This window comes from Colwellia sp. Bg11-28 (assembly GCF_002836245.1).
Taxonomy (GTDB): domain Bacteria; phylum Pseudomonadota; class Gammaproteobacteria; order Enterobacterales; family Alteromonadaceae; genus Colwellia; species Colwellia psychrerythraea_A.
In genome coordinates this window covers 596,628-615,992 of sequence record NZ_PJBA01000006.1, presented here as the reverse complement: position 1 = coordinate 615,992, position 19,365 = coordinate 596,628, and the positions used below count along the sequence as shown (strand labels likewise).

The following is a 19,365-nucleotide window of genomic DNA, read 5'->3' as shown; positions in this document are numbered from 1 at the left end:
TTAGTCGTAAACTTTTTCAATTTGCTCTTCGGTTAACCCTTTAATATCAACCCAATTAATTTGAGCTGTTTCGATGTAACCTGGAATGTCAGTTACCCATTTCTTTTGTACGTCTTTATTTAGGTTTAGGTATAATTTGTCGCCACGGATATGCCAAGCAGTAGGGTCAGTATCGAATTTTTTATTCATCGTTACGCCAAAAGCACAGAAACCACCGTACTGTGGTGCATATTTACTTGGCTCAGATTGAAAAAGGTCACGATTATCCGCTGTTGAAAACTGGTAAATTGCGCCGTTATAAGCTGCTGTAAATTTATCAGAACCTTTCGTTGGTTTACCTTTTGTAAAATAAGATACGGTGTCATAGCCTTTAATGGCTAAATCATTGCCATTTGCATTTACTTCAATGTTCGCTGCAAAACTTAAACTACTAACTAATAAGGCAGAAGTTGCGAAAGTGGATTTTATCAAGGTTGAAAGTTTCATTATTTGCTCCAGTATTTAATTATTAATAAGGATGTTTTCCTTGGTTGATAATATAGGCCTTTCAATTACCCAAAAGGAATGACATAGCCCTAACTTTGAACCCAATCGTCCAGAATAGTCATAAAGAGAGATAAAATGGATCAACTTTCAGTCATCTTGCAACGCTTTTCGATGAATACAGAGGTTTTCTTTACCGGAAACTTATGTGGTATTAGTCACTTTAATAAAGAGCCAAATCGAGGACACTTGCATTTACTTCTCAGTGGGGAGTTAACGCTGATTGATGAAGAGGGGAAATCTCGGTTGGTTAATGAACCGACCGTGTTATTTTTTCCAACACCTCATGCTCATCGTATTATTGGTAATGAAGATAATCCCCCTGAACTGGTGTGCGCTAACATCATTTATAACGAAAGTTCTTCTAATCCAATTGCTAATGCTCTGCCTTCGATGATGTCATTTAAACTTAGCGACGACGAAAGATTGAAACAAACTGCAGACTGGTTATTCGAAGAAGCCTTTCACGAACGATCTGGACAGCTACCCATGATTAATTCGTTGACCAATATATTTCTTATTCATGTGCTTCGTCATGTACTAGATAACAATATTATGCAGCATGGTTTACTCGCTGGTTTAGCTCATCCGCAGGTGTCTATTGTTTTACTCGCTATTCATAAAGCGCCAGAGCAACCGTGGGGATTAGAAGAAATGGCTGAACTTGCCATAATGTCACGATCAAAATTTGCGGATATATTTAAACGTACCGTTGGTCAAAGCCCAGGAGATTATTTAATTGATTGGCGTATCATTGTGGCTAAAGATTTATTAAAAAAAGATAAGCCTGTGGCATTAGTTGCCAATGCCGTTGGTTATGAGAACGGATCAGCACTAGCAAGAGTATTTAGAAAAAAACTGGGGATCTCGCCTAAACAGTGGGTTGAACAAACGCGCTAGCTTGATTTTTCTATATGAATGGATTTAACCTTATCAACGTAGCCAAAGCCTTAATTTTACGTTTTCAATAAAAAACTAATGACTACTGACACCATGCTGTCAGTAGCACAGTGGTATTGTTCTTTTATCGCAGTCAAACCGATTGCGAACTTATACCAATTTGATTAAATTTCTTCCCAACTCAGAGCTTTGCTCTATGTTCAATAACAAGGAAAATTTGTTTCGGTTTAGTCATTCTAAATCAAATAAATTTAACGATGTTAGTGGGCATAGAGTAAGCTCCCAGAGGGCGAGTTTAAAAGGCTTACATGCGACGTTATTGATTTTACCATTCTCTTCAATCAATGCCTTGCCTCTAAGCCTTTTAATTCTCGCTGAGTGGGAAAGAACTTAATCAACTTGGTATCATTAATTAAAGGAATACAATATGTTAGAACATTCTCCATTGGTCTGGGCTGAAATATCTGTTACTGATATGAACCGAGCAGTTGCATTTTATCAAACGCATTTTGATTTAACGTTTAAACACGAAGTAATGAATGACATGGAAATGTCTATTGCTGAAACGGCCAACATAGGCGACCCAAGTTTTGCCCTTTTGAAACACGATATGATGGTGCCAAGCCGAGATGGCAGCACAGTGTATTTACATCTTAGTTTGACGTTAAATGACAAAGTGAATGAGATTAAAGCAGCGGGTGTTGAAATTTTATTACCTCCAATGCCTATTAAAGAAGGCGAATGTGGCTACATTGCTATTTTTGTAGATAGCGAAGGAAATAAAGTTGGGTTGTGGTCTCAAAGTCTGTGATGATAAAACTGACCTATTAAGGCTTCATCAACATGTCTAACTCAACAACAAGATCACAAACTTAATGAAACTGGTATAACTAAAATACACTCTTAACAGTATATAAAAATAATACATATACCCAAACCACTTGAAGATGCGTGTTTTAAGTCGCTTGGGTATAAGCCCAGTTCAATACTGGGTTTATGTATTATACCAATTGAAGTAATGGGATAATAATGCGTCGTGCAGACAGACTTTTTCAAATCATACAGTTGTTAAAGAATCGCCGTTTAACTACTGCGAGTTTATTAGCAGAAGTACTCGAGGTGTCTACAAGAACTATTTATCGAGATATTCAAGATCTCATTGCCAATGGTATTCCTGTAGAAGGTGAAGCAGGTGTAGGGTATTTATTACGTCGTGAAGTAGACGTACCACCACTTATGTTTAACGAGTCAGAACTTGAAGCGATTCAAGTAGGCATGAGAATGGTAGAAGCTTGGGGAGGTAGCGAACTCGCGAGTTCAGCCAAACAAGCAATGATCAAAATATCTGCAGTATTGCCTGAAAGGCTGCAAACATTTAACTCATTAATGTTTGCACCTAAGTTTCATGCCAAATCAAATGAATTTCAACATCTAGACCTTTTACGTAAAGCGGCCACCGATAGACAATACCTTCAAATGGATTATGAAGACGCTAAACACGCGCAAACCAGTCGAGAAGTACGTCCACTCGCTATCCATTTATGGAGAGGCTGTTGGACACTATTAACCTGGTGTGAACTTAGAAATGACTTTCGAAATTTTCGCATCGACAGGATAATATTGATTAACCTTACTCCACGATTTTTTCCTGTGGTAGACGGTGAAGAACTCGATGATTTCATCAAGGAAATGCAAAGAAAGTATGGATAATTACCGCCTCCCCTCTCTTTAAGCTGAAGCAAACAAGGACTAAAATTGAATGCTTCGCTAACTTAGACCCAAACTACCTGAAGATGCTTGAGTATAAATGGATTTATTCTGGCTTAGAATATCCTGACCAGATATCGGCATTGACCGATGTTTTCTTTTTACGTTTTTTCTTACCTGTGCCTTCAGGCGCTGCCATTGGTTTCTCTACGGCTAAAATTGAATCACCGGTAATTTCAGCGGCTTCAAAACCTTCAACTTGCTCACGTTCAAGCCTGAATTTGTTCTTCTTTTCGATCACGCTGAAGTGATGATAATCTTCATGGTCGATAAGCGATATGGCTAAACCTACTTCACCAGCACGTCCACTTCGACCAATACGGTGCATGTAGTCTGATGGGCTTCTTGGTAAGTTAAAGTTGATGACTACAGGAAGTTTTTCGATGTCTAAACCACGGGCAGCAATATCCGTAGCAATTAACACTTCAATATCGCCAGCTTTAAAGCCATCAAGCACACGACTACGTTCGCTTTGACCTTTATCGCCATGAAACACGGCGGCGGTAATACCACGTTTAGCTAATTTTTCAGCTAAGTGTTCACAATGGTGTTTGGCATTAACGAAAATAAGCGCTTGTCGCCATTGCTCTTGCTGAATCAAATGCGCTAATACCGCTGTTTTTTCACCCTTGTTCACGGTAAAAACACGTTGAACTAACGTGCTGGCATCCGCACTTTGTAATTGTATTTCAATCGGGTTATTAAGCAGTTCTTGCGTTAACGTTGTTACTTGTTCAGGAAAAGTCGCTGAAAATAATAAGGTTTGTTTTTTCTTCGGCGTTAATGCCAACAGCGCTGTTAGTTCTTCAGTAAAACCTAGGCTTAACATGCGGTCGGCTTCATCAAGTACTAAGGTTTTAACCTTATCGAGCTTGATGGCATTACTTGAAATTAAATCAAGTAATCGACCCGGCGTTGCCACCAAAATATCGACGCCACCGCGTAATGCGAGCATTTGAATATTGACTGATACTCCACCAAAAACAGCAAGGGTTTTAATTTCGCCATTAAAATGCACTGCATAAGATTTAATACTGTCTGCAACTTGCTTGGCGAGTTCACGAGTAGGTACTAAAACTAGTCCAGTAACAAAGTTACCTTTACTGTTTTTGCTGCCCGATGAAATGTCTTCGCGTAATTTCTGCAACATAGGCAGTGCAAAGGTGGCTGTTTTACCTGAGCCGGTATTTGCCCCTGCAATTAAGTCACGTCCCGCTAATACACTTGGGATAGCTCGCGCTTGAATAGGCGTTGGCTGATGATATTCCAGCTCAGCTAATCGCGCTAATAAGGGGGTAATAAGGCCAAGTTCTGTAAAGGTGGCAGGCGTTGTAACAGTTGTCATTAAAATAAAGGGCTCAAAGCTAAAGTAATTACCCCTATTTTAGCGTATTTATGGTCTGTTAAGTTAGTGAAATTGATCAAACTTTACAGTTATGTTTTTCAGCCTTCTACAATAGTAAGCGTTTTCTTCAGATAACTGTCGGGTTATTTTACAGTATTCATATAGAGAATTAGTTCGATTTTTCATCTTATTGAAATAGTTATGTATTAATTGATTGGTGTGCTTATTGCTTCAAGTAGTCTGAAAAATCACTTTTTATTTTGTAAAATTCAATTAAAGAGGCTTTTATGACATTCAAATGCTCTAACTCAATTTTAACAGCTATTCTACTTACTTTTAGTAGCTTATTTTTCATGGGGAATGCTTCAGCAACATTAATTTATAGTGAAACAGTTGATGGTGATCTAGATGCTATAGGTAGTACTAATGTAAATCTTGTTGCTGGTATTAATCTTATTCAAGGGGTGATTAATGAGACACCTCCAGCAGAAACTGATCGAATAAAATTTACACAATTGGCTGGTTTAACTATTGATAGCATAGTACTTTCATTTTCTGGTGTATTTGATGATGCCAATATTGGCCAAAGTATGAACGTTGATTTGCACAATAATGTCGCTAACTTATTCGATGATAACTTTAATATGGTTAACTCTGGCAGCGACATTTCAGCGTCTTTCTTTGATAGTTTTGGACCAGAAACAGGCCCTTTAAGCACAACAACTGCGGGTGCAATTTGGGACTTTCAAATATCGGCTGGCACAGTTTTCCCAGGACAACCTTGGACTTTAACCATTAATACAACAAGTGACTCTCCACCTCCTGTCGATGTTCCTGAACCATCTACACTTGCTATATTCGCATTAGCCATGGCAGGATTAACAGCTCGTCGATTTAAGAAAAAATCTTAATAAATTATCAGAGATAATATTGCTGAAGCGCTTAACGTAACTCATAAAGCATCGTCTTAATTAGTCGATGCTTTTTTTACATTAACAATTAACAAGGACAGCAATGCTGTAGCATTATCACTTGAAGATTATTGTTGATGTATTAAACCGGTATCATCGTTTTCAAAACCATGACATATGTAGCCACACATCTTACGTTTTTTCTTAGCTATTTGATGAAAGTGCTCATAACCCACTGAAAAGGCAAACGGATTCGCGTTGTAATCTGCATATGATTGATCACTACCATTGTTAGCTTCTCTGATACCTGCAGCAAAAGAGCTTAAAAAGTCATCTCGGTTGTTAAGCAAGATGGTTGTCTCGCCATTCCCGCCTTCAACCAATTCTAACGCGCCTAAGTCAATATACTTATCAACAACTACATTATTGAAAAAACCACTGTATTGCTCAGTTTCAACATCATAGGAAACTGGAGAATCATCTGAAGCTTCCATTAATGAGACAAATAGCTCTCTTACTTTTTTTGAAATCACTCTCTATTCCTTGCTTAGCCCTTACTCTTTACTGATTTTACTGTTTATTTAGTAAATTAACTAGGTTGTCCCTAGTTAATTTACTTAAATAACAAGGGACCTTTTCTGAAGCAAAAAAGAGCTGTGACTGGCGTAGTAGGTCATTTCGTCTACGAGGTGAATCACGCATGTTCCAAGTAAAGTGAAAATCATTGAACATCTTTGATTGAAATACAGTTACCGTACTTATGAATAAGCAGGCAATATGGTACTATCGAGGTTACATAATGAGTGGCCCGCTATTAGCAGTTAACCCTGAAGGTTCTATTGCTGTAATTGATATTTATCATTTTATTGATATTTTTCATCTTATTAATAAAAGATAACGACCCAACTTTCCAACTTACCGATCGATTTGAATTCTTAATAATTAAATACTATGGCCAAAAACACGTTTACTCCTGAATTACTTGAACAACACTTTACCAAAAATGAATGGAAAAAAGGCGCGAGAATTTTTCAGGCAAATGGCGTAAAAACCTGCGCTCTTGACGGTGAAGTAATTCGCGGTGTAGTTTTTAGTGAGCGCTCGCGCGAATCAAGTTATTTAACGCGTTTAGTCTTTGATGGTAAGTTTGGTGATATTGCCAGTTATTGTGATTGTTATGTCGGTCGCGATTGTAAACATGGTTCAGCGTTAGCGCAGTGTTATATTCACGAACATTTTGACCGAAACAGCATCGCTACCTCAGAAACAATAATAGATAAATGGCTTAACCGTTTTCAAGCTCAGCCAACTAGATACCAGCCCAATACCCAGCAAAAATCATTATTATACTTTTTAAAGCCCAACCCATATAACGAAGACGACTTTTTAACTTTAGGTATTAAGTCAGCTCGACCAAAAAATAGTGGCGGTTGGAATAGTTCTATTGGCAGTGAATATTCTGCCAGTTCGTTGATTAATAGTGCCTATGCGAATGACGAGGATGTTGCTGTACTTACCGAGCTTATGCGTACTAACCAGTATGGCGATACCATTAAGTATTTTGATTTATTTGAACGCATTATAAAAACTAATCGTAGCTTTTGGCATACAACGTACGACTTAAGCGAGCCGGTGACGTTAAGTGAGCCACTAGAAGCAGAATGGCAGTGGTTAGCGTTGGGTAACAGTTTACATACGTTAAAGCTTGTTTTAATGCAGCCATCAGAAAGTATTCGTATTATCAAAGCACAGCCACTGTGTTTTTATGACGAAGAAAAAAATTGCTTTGGAAAAATTAATACTAATACTCAATGTGATTTTGAAGCAGGTTTACTTAATTCCCCTATTTTTGAAGAAGATAAATTACCCTGGATAATGAGTAAATTATCTATGTCCTTAGGCGATGCAGTGAAACGTTTGCCTAAACCTAAAACAAAATACTCACAAGAGTTAACACAACCTGATGTGTACTTGCACTTCACTACGCCAGTAGCCTCTAATCGACAAACGGGTTATGTGCAGGTTAATTTTTCCTATCAAGGTAATTTAGTTAATCCCCATGATGAAAACGTTACGATTACGCCATCAAACGTAACTAAGCTTAGTATTGATAGTGATGCCCAGAGTGATGCCGATAGTAATATTGAGAGTGGTGCTTATAGTAATATTGAGGATGAAGTTGAGCGTGAAAATGTAAGTCCACGCGAGATAAAAATTTATCGTGACTTAGCTTTTGAACAAACGGTTATTGATAAATTGACCACGCTGAAATTTAACCCTCAGCCTAAACCTAAACGTTACACTTATACTAGTCAGGACGATTTGAACAAAAGTAAAACTCCTGAATTTGCCATGCTGATGCAAGGCAGTGTCTTGTGGCAACGCTTTTTACATCAAGAATTATCACCACTTGAAGATCTAGGCTGGCATATTACTTTTGCTGATGATTTTTATTATAAAGCGCTTTCTACTGATAGCGTATTTGATGCCGAAGTGATGGAAACCGATGATCATGACTTTTTCTCATTAGGGTTAAACTTAACCATTGATGGTAAAAAAATGCCTGCGTTTCCTATTTTGCTTAGCGCTATTGAGCAGCTGCCTAGATCAGCATTACTTGACCGCGAAAAAGAAAACCTTATTTCACCTGATTCACCCATTTATGTAGATTTAGACAATGGTGGTTTTGTTGCCTTACGTTATCAAAGCGTGCAGCCAATACTAAAACAGTTCATTGAACTATTTATGCCTAATGCCTTAAGCCATGATGGCACCATAGAGCTATCGCGTTTTCAAGGGCATCAAACGTTATCGATGTTAGATGACCAAGGCATGATAGCAAAAGGCACAAGTAAGTTAAGAGCGCTGGCTGATAAACTAAAAGACTTTCAACAAGTAACTACGATTCCTGTACCCGAAGGTTTAAACGCGACGTTAAGAACTTATCAGCACCAAGGACTAAACTGGTTACAGTTTTTGCGCGAGTACCAATTAAACGGTATTTTAGCTGATGACATGGGTTTGGGTAAAACCATTCAAACCTTGGCGCACTTATTAATTGAAAAACAGCAAGGTCGGCTGACTAAACCGATATTAATCGTTGCGCCTACCAGTGTTATTTTTAACTGGGCTAATGAAATAGATAAATTTACCCCTCAACTTTCTTATCAAGTATTACACGGTAACAAACGTCATGAGCAATTTGGCTGTCTTGAGGCCGTCGAAGGTGGTGAAGATCAGGTTGATATAATCATCACCAGTTATGCGTTAATTACTAAAGATTTAGCACATTACACTGACCAAAAATTTTATTACCTTGTGCTTGATGAAGCCCATTATATAAAAAATACCAAAACTAAATTATACCAAGCGTTTCTGACACTAAAAGCGCAGCATAAATTGTGCTTAACGGGTACGCCAATGGAAAATCATTTAGGCGAATTCTGGGCACAATTTAATTTTTTACTGCCTGGTTTTTTAGGCGGACAAAGACAATTTACTAAACTATTTAGAACACCTATAGAAAAACATGGTGAGTTAGAACGTAAGCAGTTATTAAATCAGCGTATTAAGCCGTTTATTTTACGTAGAACCAAAGACAAAATAGCCACTGAGTTACCACCAAAAACTGAAATAATTCAAACCTTGCGTATTGAAGGTAAACAAGCTGAGTTGTATGAATCTGTGCGCTTAGCGATGGATAGCCGCTTAAAAGATATTATTGCTGATAAAGGTTTAAAACGCAGTCAGATAGAAGTATTGGATGCGTTATTAAAACTAAGACAGGTATGTAATCACCCTAAGTTATTGAAACTGGAAGGCGCTAAAAAGGTAAATCAATCCGCTAAGCTTGAATATTTAATGGAAACACTGCCTGAGCAAATAGATGAAGGCCGTAAAATATTAATCTTTTCACAGTTCACCAGCATGCTCTCTTTAATAGAGGATGAGTTGATCGATGCAGGTATTGGTTATGTTAAATTAACGGGCTCAACCACTAAAAGACAAGAGGTAGTTGATAAGTTTCAACGCGGTGAAGTGCCGGTATTTTTAATTAGCTTACGCGCTGGTGGTGTAGGTTTGAACTTAACAGCAGCCGATACGGTTATTCATTTTGATCCTTGGTGGAACCCAGCAGTAGAAAACCAAGCCACTGATAGAGCTTATCGAATTGGACAAAACAAACCTGTGTTTGTTTACAAATTGATTATTGAAAACTCTATAGAAGAAAAGATTCAAAAAATTCAGCAAAACAAAGCCGAACTCGCCAAAGCCTTGTTATCTGAAGAAGTCAGTGATAATAAGCTGAGTTTAACTGACGATATCTTGGACTCGCTACTTACACCACTGAGCTAGAGACGAGCTAGAACTAAGTGAGTAGAAACATAAAGACCGATACAATTAGTATCGGTCTTTATCGATAACTTATACGTCACTGCTGAAGAAATTCTTGTTTTATTAATATGCCATCATCTAGCCATCTTAGTAGATAATTTAAGGCCACTTGGCTAGCTTGCTCTTCACTCACTTCTTCGAGTAAAAAGTCACATAAAGCGGTAAAACTCGCACCATTTAAAATCATAGTGATCAGGTTATATTCTTGCTGTGGCAAGGAACGAAATTGCGTTAGGCGATCATTATTTCGCCAAAGCAACCAATCACTATGCTGCGCTTTTGCTGGCTCAGGTGATTGCTCCTGTTTTAGCGCTTGCCAAGTTTCCACACTATTGTAATGAAAGTGCGCCAGTTGAACACTTGGGTGAAAACGAAAAACTAAATCAGGCCACTGTTCAGGCGGCGTATTTGCGAGCAAATCACGGGTAAATCGGGTTGCGTCAGCCGCGTCAAATGCCACCATAAGTAAGCGTTCAAAATGGGCTAATTCGCTAATAATAGGATGATCTTTAAATGGCGCGTTATTGGCTAAAAACAATGGTAATTTATCAGCGTAATATCTAAGCGAGGTATTATCAGACGGGTAAGCATTAATATAACCTAAGACCATTTGATCAAATAAATCATCACCAAGGAAAAAACCTAACATTTCATGGTCGTTTTCAATGGTTTCTTTCAGTCTTGCTTGGTAAGCGTTCTTGTATATATGAAGACGAACATCACGGGTAATACTGCCGTGGTCCTTAATCTGCTCCATAATATTAGTCGTGACCTTGGGGTCGTCATCGACTAAATAATCAATTAATTTTTGCTGTAATGATGCTAACGGTAATTTATCCACTTACGTTACTACCTCCCGTTGCTTCACTCGCTCCAATTGACCTAAAGTATCGTAAGCAATGTTCCGTGCGGTTTCAACTTCAGCTAATAGCTCAGCCAGCGGCGGAATATTATCATCGCGTTCAATCATAGTGCTTACCCAACCAAACCTTTCTAATGCTTGTTTATATAGAGCCCAAACAGGATCAGCAACTGGGTGGTCATGGGTATCAATAACGTAATTTCCGTAATCAGTATGACCCGCTAAATGAAATTGTTTGACCTTGTTTTTGTCGATACCTTCAAGATAATCTTGTGGGTCAAATTCATGATTTCGTGCGCTGACATATATATTATTTATATCTAACAATATGTTACAGCCTGAGCGACGAGCAACATTATTGAAAAAGTCCCATTCACTCATTTCAGATTCTTTATAAGTAATGTAGCTAGATAAGTTTTCTAATAAAATAGGACGGCCTAAAAAATTTTGCACTTGGTCAACACGATCGCAAACATGATTTAATGCTTCGTCGTTATACGGTAAAGGCAATAGGTCATGACTGTTCGTTTGATTAACGCCTGTCCAACAAAGATGGTCTGATATCCATTGTGGCTGTAGTTCGTTTACCAGGACTTTTAACTGCCGTAAATACTGCATATTTAACGGATCAGTTGAACCAATAGACAACGAGACACCGTGCATCACCATAGGATAAAGCTCACGGATTGCGTGTAAATAGTGTTTGGGTTTACCACCGTCTACCATAAAATTTTCAGAGACAACTTCAAACCAATCAATATTGGGTTTAGTTGCTAGCACATCTTGAAAATGATCTGTTCTTAGTCCTAAACCAAAGCCGAGGAAATCATCAGGTGGAGCGATACCGTCAACAGCGCTAGAGAGTGAATACTCTCTAGCGCTAGCTTGATTTGTTATCAAGTTATGAACCAACAGTGCCACCTACATCATCACAAGTTTGTGCTGGTAACGCGACAAAACCATGGCCTTTACATGCGGCTTGACCTTTACACGCATTTTCAGCAGTTTTACAGTCGTTATGACCATTACATTTATTGACGCCGTAACAATGAGTCAACTCAGCAGTATCAACTACGCCACGCCAATCGTCTTGTACATTACCGCCAATGTCGTCACAGGTTTTAGTCGACATAGCAACAAAACCATGGCCTTTACAAACCGCTTGTCCCTTACAGGCATTTTCAGCCGTTTTACAGTCGTTATGACCATTACATTTATTCACGCCGTAACAATGCGCCATTTCAACCGTATTGGTTGCGCTAGTTTTAGCTGTTTTAGTACTTGAGTCGCCTGCAACTGCAGTACATCCCATTAAACCAGCAACGGCTAGTGCTACCGCGGTACCTTGAAGTTTTGTTTTAGTGCTCTGATTCATTGTATTCTCCCATTAGTTTTTAGTTATAGATCAGGCCACATTTTGCTTTAAGCTAAGTTACATATGAATCATGTTCAGTTTAAATAAAAATATTGCCTACAGCACCTTTAATCTTAGTTCAAGATCATCATTTTCTTAAAATAATTATGACCAATTATAAAAGTAACCACCTAATTTGACCTGTTAATGTCTTTATAACTTTCAATTTTTATCTGAATAATTATTTTATATTTTTTGAAATTTTAATGAGATTTTCCCGTTCGACCGGTAAAATAAATTGATCGATCAAGGCATTTATTTACCTTATAAACGAGGACATTTTAATATCGTGAAGTGAGTATTAGGAAATATTCACAGAGCTAACAAATGAGGGAAACTATAACTTAATGCACTGATTGATAATAACTTATCTAATAAAAACAAAACTAGAGTCATTATGAAAATCCATTATATTCAAGATCAATGTAGTTAACTCAAGATCTTAACGTAAATGTTATGTTCGAGGTCACTATCAAAGTTCCATTACTTTTTAGGAACTGGCCCTCCGATTAAACATTACGGGGATAACGTCCATAAGCTAGGTACTTAGATACGTTAAATGTTGAGTTTTTTAACTAACAGTGGAGTTGTTGTTGCTTGAACAATGAGAGTGAAAAGTACAATGCCAAAGCCAATAGATTGAATAGTCCACCAATAGGGTAACTCGGTTGGCAATGACAAAACTAATGCAATGGTGACCGCTCCGCGTAATCCCCCCCAGATCATGATGGGTGGATATTTACGGTTAATAGGCTGTCCCACAATGACCTGATTTAACCATACTGAACAATAGACTGCGATGACTCGCGCAATAAAAGCCCCCACTATTGCTAATATTATGGCTAGCCACATTTGAGTAAACATATTAAGACTGACCACTAATCCCAGCAAGACAAAAACAAAAATATTGGCAATGAAACCAAGTGACTCCCATATATTGTGCAAACCGGTATGAACATCCTTTAGCTGATCCTGTGCTGATTTTTTAAAAAGTAATGCAGCAAACATTACTGCCACAATACCTGAGACATGAAATAAGTGCTCCGCGATGTAAAAGGTCCCATAAGCTAGAAACAGTGTAATAACCACCATATGTGGCACAGATGTATCAATTATTTTAACTAACAGTGCTGCAATATATCCAAATACACTACCCACAATAATGCCGCCAAAAAATACTTTGCTAAACGTGATAATGGCAGACGTCAAGTCTGGCTCGCTTTGACCTAAAGCAATGCTGAGAATAATACTAAATAAAACAATCGCCGTTGCATCATTAAATAAGCTCTCCCCTTCAATTAACACGTTTAAATCATCAGGCGCTTTCAACGCTTTCAATTGACCAACCACAGCAACCGGGTCCGTTGCTGATATAACAACACCCGTTAATAATGCCGCGATGAAAGGAAAACCTGGATGAGCGATACCAAAATAAAGGAAAACAGCGATAACAAGCGTAGAAATGATCAAACCAAGTGTTGCAAGCGTTAGTACGTTGGGCAAATATTTGAATAATAGTTTACTGTTCAAAGAAAAAGCTGCTTCAAATATTAATACTGGCAGCAATATAAATAACATCAAATCCTGAAAATTACTCGCTCTCACGCCGGTATCTATGCCAAATGCTACCGTGAACAAGGACAGAAAAAACCCGAGTACAACTAATAATAAGGTGTAGGGTATGCGTATAAAACGAGCGAGAATAATGGCAAACACGCCAACAGCTAAAATAAGCAAGGTAATAGAAACAATCATATGAATATTCATAGCTTATTATCCCCTTCTTGATTATTACCAAGTGGTTCGATTCTTTATGAGGTATAGCTAAGCTTAGTCGATATAGGAAAATACATCGATTGAGGAGTAGGTGTTGAGTGTTTTTTGAATTTTTTTAAGTATAAAAAAAGCTTCAATAGTATTGAAGCTTGGGGAGTCAGTGTTTTAATCGATATATAACTAGGCGTTCATATCACTACTTAATTAAGACAAGTATTTCTTTAAATACAGGGGTTCGACAGTCTTTAACCAGTTCAAATAAACACATTTCCAATCCCGTTAACTCAACGCCATTGTTAACAAGTTTGTTTATGGCTAAATTTTTATTATCGAGCTCACGAGAAGAAACACAGTCTGAAACGATTTGTACTTCATATCCCATACGTTTTAAACTGATCGCGGTTTGATACACACAAATATGTGCTTCAATACCACAAACAATCCATGTATCAACGTTAGTGGCTTTAACTGCTTCAATAAATTGAGCGTTTTCACAACCATCAAAGGTATATTTTATAATGGGCTCTTGATGACCAGTAGGAGAACTAAGTAGCGAACTCAATTCATTAACTGTTGGGCCAATTTTTTCTGGGTTTTGTTCAAGCCATAAAATCGGTAAATCAAGGGCTTGGACCCCTTTGATGAGCTTTTCACAATTTGACACAAGCGCATCACTATCATGAACTAAACGCGTTAATTTCCCTTGTATGTCGACAACAATCAGACCGGTACTTTCTTTTTTTAACATAATTAGCTCCTTGAGGTTATCACTTATAATGTCCCTTTAGACGGACAAATACTCGTTATTATTTGTAAAGATACATAAATAAAACGAATATATGTTTGCTTTCATGACCTTATTGGCAACCTTTCTTTCCTTGCAGAAAAACTCTAAGTTGCCCGTGTTCCCTATTTCTTAGGTGCCATAGTATCTGGCATCAATACTGCGATAACTTGTCCTTTTGAGCAAATAACACCAGCAGCCGATAAGGTTATATCAACGACAATTTTACGGTCTTTAACTTGACTAAAACGACCGATTAATTCCAACTCAACGCCCTGTGGTGTTGGTGCTAAAAAACTAACATTCAACGCACCAGTGACAAATCGTAATGTAGGTGAACTACCCATTTCACGATTTTGTGCAAGGTAAGCCATAGCTGATGCACTGCCAGTACCATGACAATCAATCAATGAGGCTGTCATGCCGCCATAAACAAAACCAGGAATAGCGGTGAAAATATCAGACGGAGTAAAACGAGCAATAGTTACGCTAGCTAACAAATCATTCTTATCAATATGCTGCCAGTAACTTTTTAATTGGTGACCGTCTTGGTTGTTTTTACCACAACCATAACAATGGCTTAATTCTTCAGGGTAACAATCTTGGAAAGCTTGTTCGTTCATAAAAATCCTTATTTAATTTGATAAGAGCATAGGCAAATAAGTGATACAAATTTGCCTATGTTGCTGGCTTTACGATTATTTCACTTTTGATAAAGTGAGAGATAAAGCCGTTTCTAAAAAGATTAGTAACGCAAACTTAGCCAATAGGTCGTAAGTCATCAATGACTTTGCCATCATCTGCTAAAGTGCCTACCGCAACCAACTCAACCGCACCGTTAAGTTTGGTTATTTTTTTCAAGCTGCTGCTAATATTCTCAATTGCACCGGCAATATCAGCCTCAGAATAGCCGCTACTATCTAATTCACATTGTAAGTTCATTTGGTCATTATAATTAACCTGAGTTACTGACAAACGCATTTTAGCGATGTGAGGATAGGCTTGTCGTACTTGCTCTATTTGCTCTGCATGCACGAACATACCTTTAATTTTAGTCGTTTGGTCTGCGCGACCCAACCAGCCTTTAATACACATATTAGTTCGACCACAAGCACTTTCACTTGATTTCACTGCAGACAAATCTCCAGTAGCGAAACGAATAAGTGGATAATCTACATTAAAGCTGGTGACAACAACTTCACCTATTTCGCCATCGGCAACAGGCTCTAAAGTGCCTGGACGGACAATTTCTACCAATAAATCTTCAGCAATAATAAAACCATCATCACTTTTAGATTCAAAACCAATGAGGCCAACATCTGCACTAGCATAGGCTTGTAAGGTGTTAATACCAGCAGCATCAAATTCAGCTCTAAGTCCTTTAGGAAGCGCTTCGCCTGTAACTAACGCTTTAGTAACACTTGAAATATCTCGATTTTCAGCTTTAGCTTTATCGAGTAAAATCTTCAGAAATGATGGTGTACCGCTATAACCTTGAGGTTTTAAATGTTCAATGATGTCAAGCTGCTGCTCTGTTTGCCCAGGCCCTGCTGGAATAACCACACAACCACAAGCTCTAGCGCCTGAATCAAGAATAAACCCGCCGGGTGTTAAGTGATAAGACAAACAATTTTGCACTATATCACCAGCTCTAAACCCAGCAGCATAGAATGCTTGGCCTAAACGCCACCAATCATCACTGGTATTTTCAGGATCATAAATAGGTCCTGGTGATTGAAAAATTCTGCCTATGTTAGCCTTGTTCGCATTTAAACCACCTAGTGGTGAGTTTTTTGCTTGTAGCTTCATTAAGTCTGATTTACGCGTAATGGGAAGTTGCGCAAGCAATTCTCGGCTAGTAATTTTATCAGCATCTATATGCTGTAAAATTTGCCCATAATGCTGACATTCTTGCTTCGCATAGGTGATAAAAGAAGGTAAACGCTCTAATAGAGACTGCTCACGTAACTCAGGGTTTTGACATTCTCTTTCGTAAAAATATTGTTTCATGGTAACTCGATTATTTAGAAATATGATAATTTATAAATATGAAAACGTTAATTTTTCATGTACTTTTTTATATCGTTTTGCTTTTACTACTTCACGTACTTTCAGAAAGAAGTCAGTTCATTCGAGTTTTAGGAGACAGCGCGGAGCTTACGATAGTAAGTGAGCACTTTCGACAACAAAATCAAGTGAAATGGAAATAGTCTGGAATGTACGTGGCTTATAACCAACGCTTACGTCTTTTATAAGACTTTAAGTTTTTAAAGCTTTTACGTTCTTCGTTGCCGCCACCTAAATAGAATTCTTTAACATCTTCATTGCTAAGCAATTGCTCTTGAGTACCATCAAGTACAATTTTACCTGACTCCATAATGTACCCGTAATCAGCAGCTCTTATTGCATAGTTAGCATTCTGCTCAACTAACAACATGGTAATACCCTGATCTTTATTAATTTTTTTAATAATACCAAATACTTCTTTAACCAGTAATGGTGATAAACCCATGGATGGCTCATCTAAACAAATCATTTTAGGACGAGCCATTAATGCTCTACCTATGGCTAACATTTGTTGCTCACCACCTGATAAATAACCGGCTAGACCTGTACGTTCTTTTAAACGTGGGAAATAATTAAACACCATTTCAAGATCTTGATTTATTTGTGAATCATTACGTGTATAAGCACCTAATTTTAGGTTTTCAATCGAGGTCATATCTTCGATAATACGACGACCTTCCATCACCTGGATCAGACCACTACGTACAACATCTTCACCATTTTTCTTATCTATGCGCTCGCCCATAAAGGTAATATCACCTTTAGTCACTTCACCATATTCTGATTTAAGTAGGCCTGAAATTGCTTTTAATGTTGTTGATTTACCTGCGCCATTAGGACCAAGTAACGTTACAACGTCTCCTTCTGGGACATCTAATGTTACCCCTCGAAGTACTTGAATAACTTCGTCATAAACCACTTCAATGTTATTAACCGATAACATTGGTGTAGCTGTTTGAATTTTTGCTGCCGCCTGTGACATACATCTATACTCCGTTAAAACTATAACTACCCAACTTATACAAGCTGAATAGTTATCAGGTAATTAAAAATATACTTGCCTAATTTTTATTGTCTCAATAATAAATTAGGTTTTGATCCTCTAAATAATTGGTGCAGTAGTGAAGCCGTCGAGTTGCGAGCCACATGAACTTAGTACACTAAGTGATTGTGGCGAGCAATGACGACAATAAAGCTACGGTGCCAAGTATGACGAGGATTAGTAACCTAACCAATCATCACGACGTTCCAAGGTAACTTGTGATACTTTTTCAACTTTAACATCACCGTTTTCGTAGTTGCCTTTATAGATGTTTACTTGGTTAATACCACGATGATCTTCATTGCTCCAATTAGCAGCTAAACATACGCCTTCTAGACCTTTAGGTACCCAGTCTTTATTAACGTACATGCCTTTTTTAACATTTTCACCGGTGATACCGCCGTTCTGTTTAGCCCACTCCATCGCTTCTTTCATGAAGTATGTTGAACATACGCCACGCATGTAGTGATGAACGCGCGTTTGCTCGCCTGATTTATCTGACATTTTTGAAATTTCATGTACCAATTTCATACCAGGTACATCGTCACCCCAAAATGGTGTCATCGTTGGGAAGACATAATTTTTAATGCCTGAACCAGCAGCATTAAACATGTTTGCATCGCCACCCCAAATACTTGACATAAATTGAATATCTACGCCGACTGTGTCACAAGATTTAATTAACGACAGTACTGAACCACCTATATTCGCAACATAACCGTAGTTTGAACCAGAGCTTTTAATACTCAAACATTGCGCTTTAAAATCACCTGGTTTCATAGAAACAACGACTGGTGATTGAACATCAAAACCAAGCTCTTCTGCGTATTCTGCACAAGCCGCTTTAGGCGCATTTGGGAAAGGATGGTTTGCACCAATATGAGTAAACTTTGGTTTACCTTTACTGCCTTTTTCTTTCCAATCATCCGCTGCCCATTGCACTAAACCACGACAAGCGTCTGAATAAGATGCGCCATAAAAGAAGTTATAAGGTGCAGGTTTTTTCGTATGAGGGTTTTTACCTGTAGGGTCTGTTAAATGCCCTGAATACGATGCAGAGAAAACTGGTGTTTTATCACGAGCAACAAACGAGATTAATGCTTCAGTATCCGCTGTACCCCAGCCCTGCATAGCAACCATGCCTTCACGTGATTTCCATTTTTTATAAGCAGCAATCGCTTGTGGAACTTTATAACCATAATCAATGGTTTCAGATCTAAGTTTAGTACCGTCAATACCACCATGGGCATTTATATAAGCAAGTGAATCGCGCACACCATTGGCATAATTTTTACCAACAAAAGCAGTAGGGCCTGACATGTCGGCTAAATGGCCAACAAAAACAGAATCTTCTGCTTGAACTTGGCTAGTAAAACTTAAAGCAATACAAGTAGTAATTGAACTTAGTAATAATTTTTTGTTTTTAATGCTATTCATTTGAACGTTCCTCAACTTTTTATTTAGTACTTCTCTATATAAGTAACCTGTTTATATAAATAGGTAAGCAGTATTATTTTTATGTTTATATTTACGCTTATTTTCTCGCAGTTACCTTTTTT

General features: G+C 37.9%; 17 protein-coding genes. 5 read left to right on the top strand and 12 right to left on the bottom strand.

Annotated elements, in window-relative coordinates; all coding sequences use genetic code 11:
- Positions 1-486 carry a YHS domain-containing (seleno)protein gene (locus CXF79_RS09615; protein ID WP_011044158.1) on the bottom strand — a complete coding sequence of 162 codons (486 nt, stop codon included), beginning with the start codon at positions 484-486 and terminating at the stop codon, positions 1-3.
- Positions 487-621: 135 nt separating this feature from the next.
- On the opposite strand from CXF79_RS09615, the gene CXF79_RS09610 reads away from it, so the two are divergent.
- The 3 genes from CXF79_RS09610 (at position 622) to CXF79_RS09600 (ending at position 3,153) form a co-directional block, all read left to right on the top strand.
- Positions 622-1,443 carry an AraC family transcriptional regulator gene (locus CXF79_RS09610; RefSeq protein WP_101154777.1) on the top strand — a complete coding sequence of 274 codons (822 nt, stop codon included), beginning with the start codon at positions 622-624 and terminating at the stop codon, positions 1,441-1,443.
- Between the two features lie 427 nt (positions 1,444-1,870).
- Positions 1,871-2,254 carry a VOC family protein gene (locus CXF79_RS09605; RefSeq protein ID WP_101154776.1) on the top strand — a complete coding sequence of 128 codons (384 nt, stop codon included), beginning with the start codon at positions 1,871-1,873 and terminating at the stop codon, positions 2,252-2,254.
- A gap of 218 nt (positions 2,255-2,472) precedes the next feature.
- Positions 2,473-3,153 carry a helix-turn-helix transcriptional regulator gene (locus CXF79_RS09600; protein WP_101154775.1) on the top strand — a complete coding sequence of 227 codons (681 nt, stop codon included), beginning with the start codon at positions 2,473-2,475 and terminating at the stop codon, positions 3,151-3,153.
- A 103-nt stretch (positions 3,154-3,256) separates the two neighbouring features.
- Here CXF79_RS09600 and CXF79_RS09595 read toward each other — a convergent pair whose 3' ends face one another.
- On the bottom strand, positions 3,257-4,555 hold the full coding sequence (locus CXF79_RS09595) for a DEAD/DEAH box helicase (RefSeq protein ID WP_101154774.1): 1,299 nt from the start codon (positions 4,553-4,555) through the stop codon (positions 3,257-3,259).
- Between the two features lie 287 nt (positions 4,556-4,842).
- Here CXF79_RS09595 and CXF79_RS09590 point away from each other — a divergent pair, with 287 nt between their 5' ends.
- Complete coding sequence (locus CXF79_RS09590) at positions 4,843-5,466, top strand: PEP-CTERM sorting domain-containing protein (RefSeq protein ID WP_232769132.1); 624 nt, start codon at positions 4,843-4,845, stop codon at positions 5,464-5,466.
- A gap of 128 nt (positions 5,467-5,594) precedes the next feature.
- Here CXF79_RS09590 and CXF79_RS09585 read toward each other — a convergent pair whose 3' ends face one another.
- Positions 5,595-5,999, bottom strand: a complete 405-nt coding sequence (locus CXF79_RS09585; RefSeq protein ID WP_101154772.1) for a hypothetical protein — start codon at positions 5,997-5,999, stop codon at positions 5,595-5,597.
- Between the two features lie 418 nt (positions 6,000-6,417).
- Here CXF79_RS09585 and CXF79_RS09580 point away from each other — a divergent pair, with 418 nt between their 5' ends.
- Positions 6,418-9,822, top strand: coding sequence for a DEAD/DEAH box helicase (locus CXF79_RS09580; protein WP_101154771.1), 3,405 nt, complete (start codon positions 6,418-6,420; stop codon positions 9,820-9,822).
- A 76-nt stretch (positions 9,823-9,898) separates the two neighbouring features.
- Here the strand turns inward: CXF79_RS09580 and CXF79_RS09575 are convergent, their stop codons facing one another.
- The 9 genes from CXF79_RS09575 to CXF79_RS09535 form a co-directional block, all read right to left on the bottom strand.
- Positions 9,899-10,702, bottom strand: coding sequence for an HvfC/BufC N-terminal domain-containing protein (locus CXF79_RS09575; protein ID WP_101154770.1), 804 nt, complete (start codon positions 10,700-10,702; stop codon positions 9,899-9,901).
- Positions 10,703-11,566: an MNIO family bufferin maturase gene (gene bufB, locus CXF79_RS09570; RefSeq protein WP_101156244.1), complete on the bottom strand. Its 864-nt coding sequence runs from the start codon at positions 11,564-11,566 to the stop codon at positions 10,703-10,705. It lies immediately after the preceding gene.
- A 58-nt stretch (positions 11,567-11,624) separates the two neighbouring features.
- Positions 11,625-12,098 carry a BufA2 family periplasmic bufferin-type metallophore gene (gene bufA2 / locus CXF79_RS09565; RefSeq protein WP_011044168.1) on the bottom strand — a complete coding sequence of 158 codons (474 nt, stop codon included), beginning with the start codon at positions 12,096-12,098 and terminating at the stop codon, positions 11,625-11,627.
- 594 nt (positions 12,099-12,692) lie between these two features.
- Positions 12,693-13,904, bottom strand: a complete 1,212-nt coding sequence (locus CXF79_RS09560) for a cation:proton antiporter (protein WP_232769131.1) — start codon at positions 13,902-13,904, stop codon at positions 12,693-12,695.
- Positions 13,905-14,109: 205 nt separating this feature from the next.
- Positions 14,110-14,661, bottom strand: coding sequence for a hydrolase (locus tag CXF79_RS09555; protein ID WP_101154769.1), 552 nt, complete (start codon positions 14,659-14,661; stop codon positions 14,110-14,112).
- 161 nt (positions 14,662-14,822) lie between these two features.
- A complete protein-coding gene (locus CXF79_RS09550; protein ID WP_011044171.1) occupies positions 14,823-15,320 on the bottom strand; it encodes a PaaI family thioesterase in 498 nt (165 codons plus the stop codon).
- A 136-nt stretch (positions 15,321-15,456) separates the two neighbouring features.
- Positions 15,457-16,707: a phenylacetate--CoA ligase family protein gene (locus CXF79_RS09545; protein WP_101154768.1), complete on the bottom strand. Its 1,251-nt coding sequence runs from the start codon at positions 16,705-16,707 to the stop codon at positions 15,457-15,459.
- 217 nt (positions 16,708-16,924) lie between these two features.
- Positions 16,925-17,746 (bottom strand): ABC transporter ATP-binding protein, encoded by an 822-nt coding sequence (locus CXF79_RS09540; protein ID WP_041737081.1) that lies wholly within the window; start codon positions 17,744-17,746, stop codon positions 16,925-16,927.
- 237 nt (positions 17,747-17,983) lie between these two features.
- The gene (locus CXF79_RS09535) at positions 17,984-19,243 is read right to left on the bottom strand and encodes an ABC transporter substrate-binding protein (protein WP_101154767.1); all 1,260 of its coding nucleotides are present in this window, start codon (positions 19,241-19,243) and stop codon (positions 17,984-17,986) included.
- Positions 19,244-19,365 lie beyond the last annotated feature (122 nt).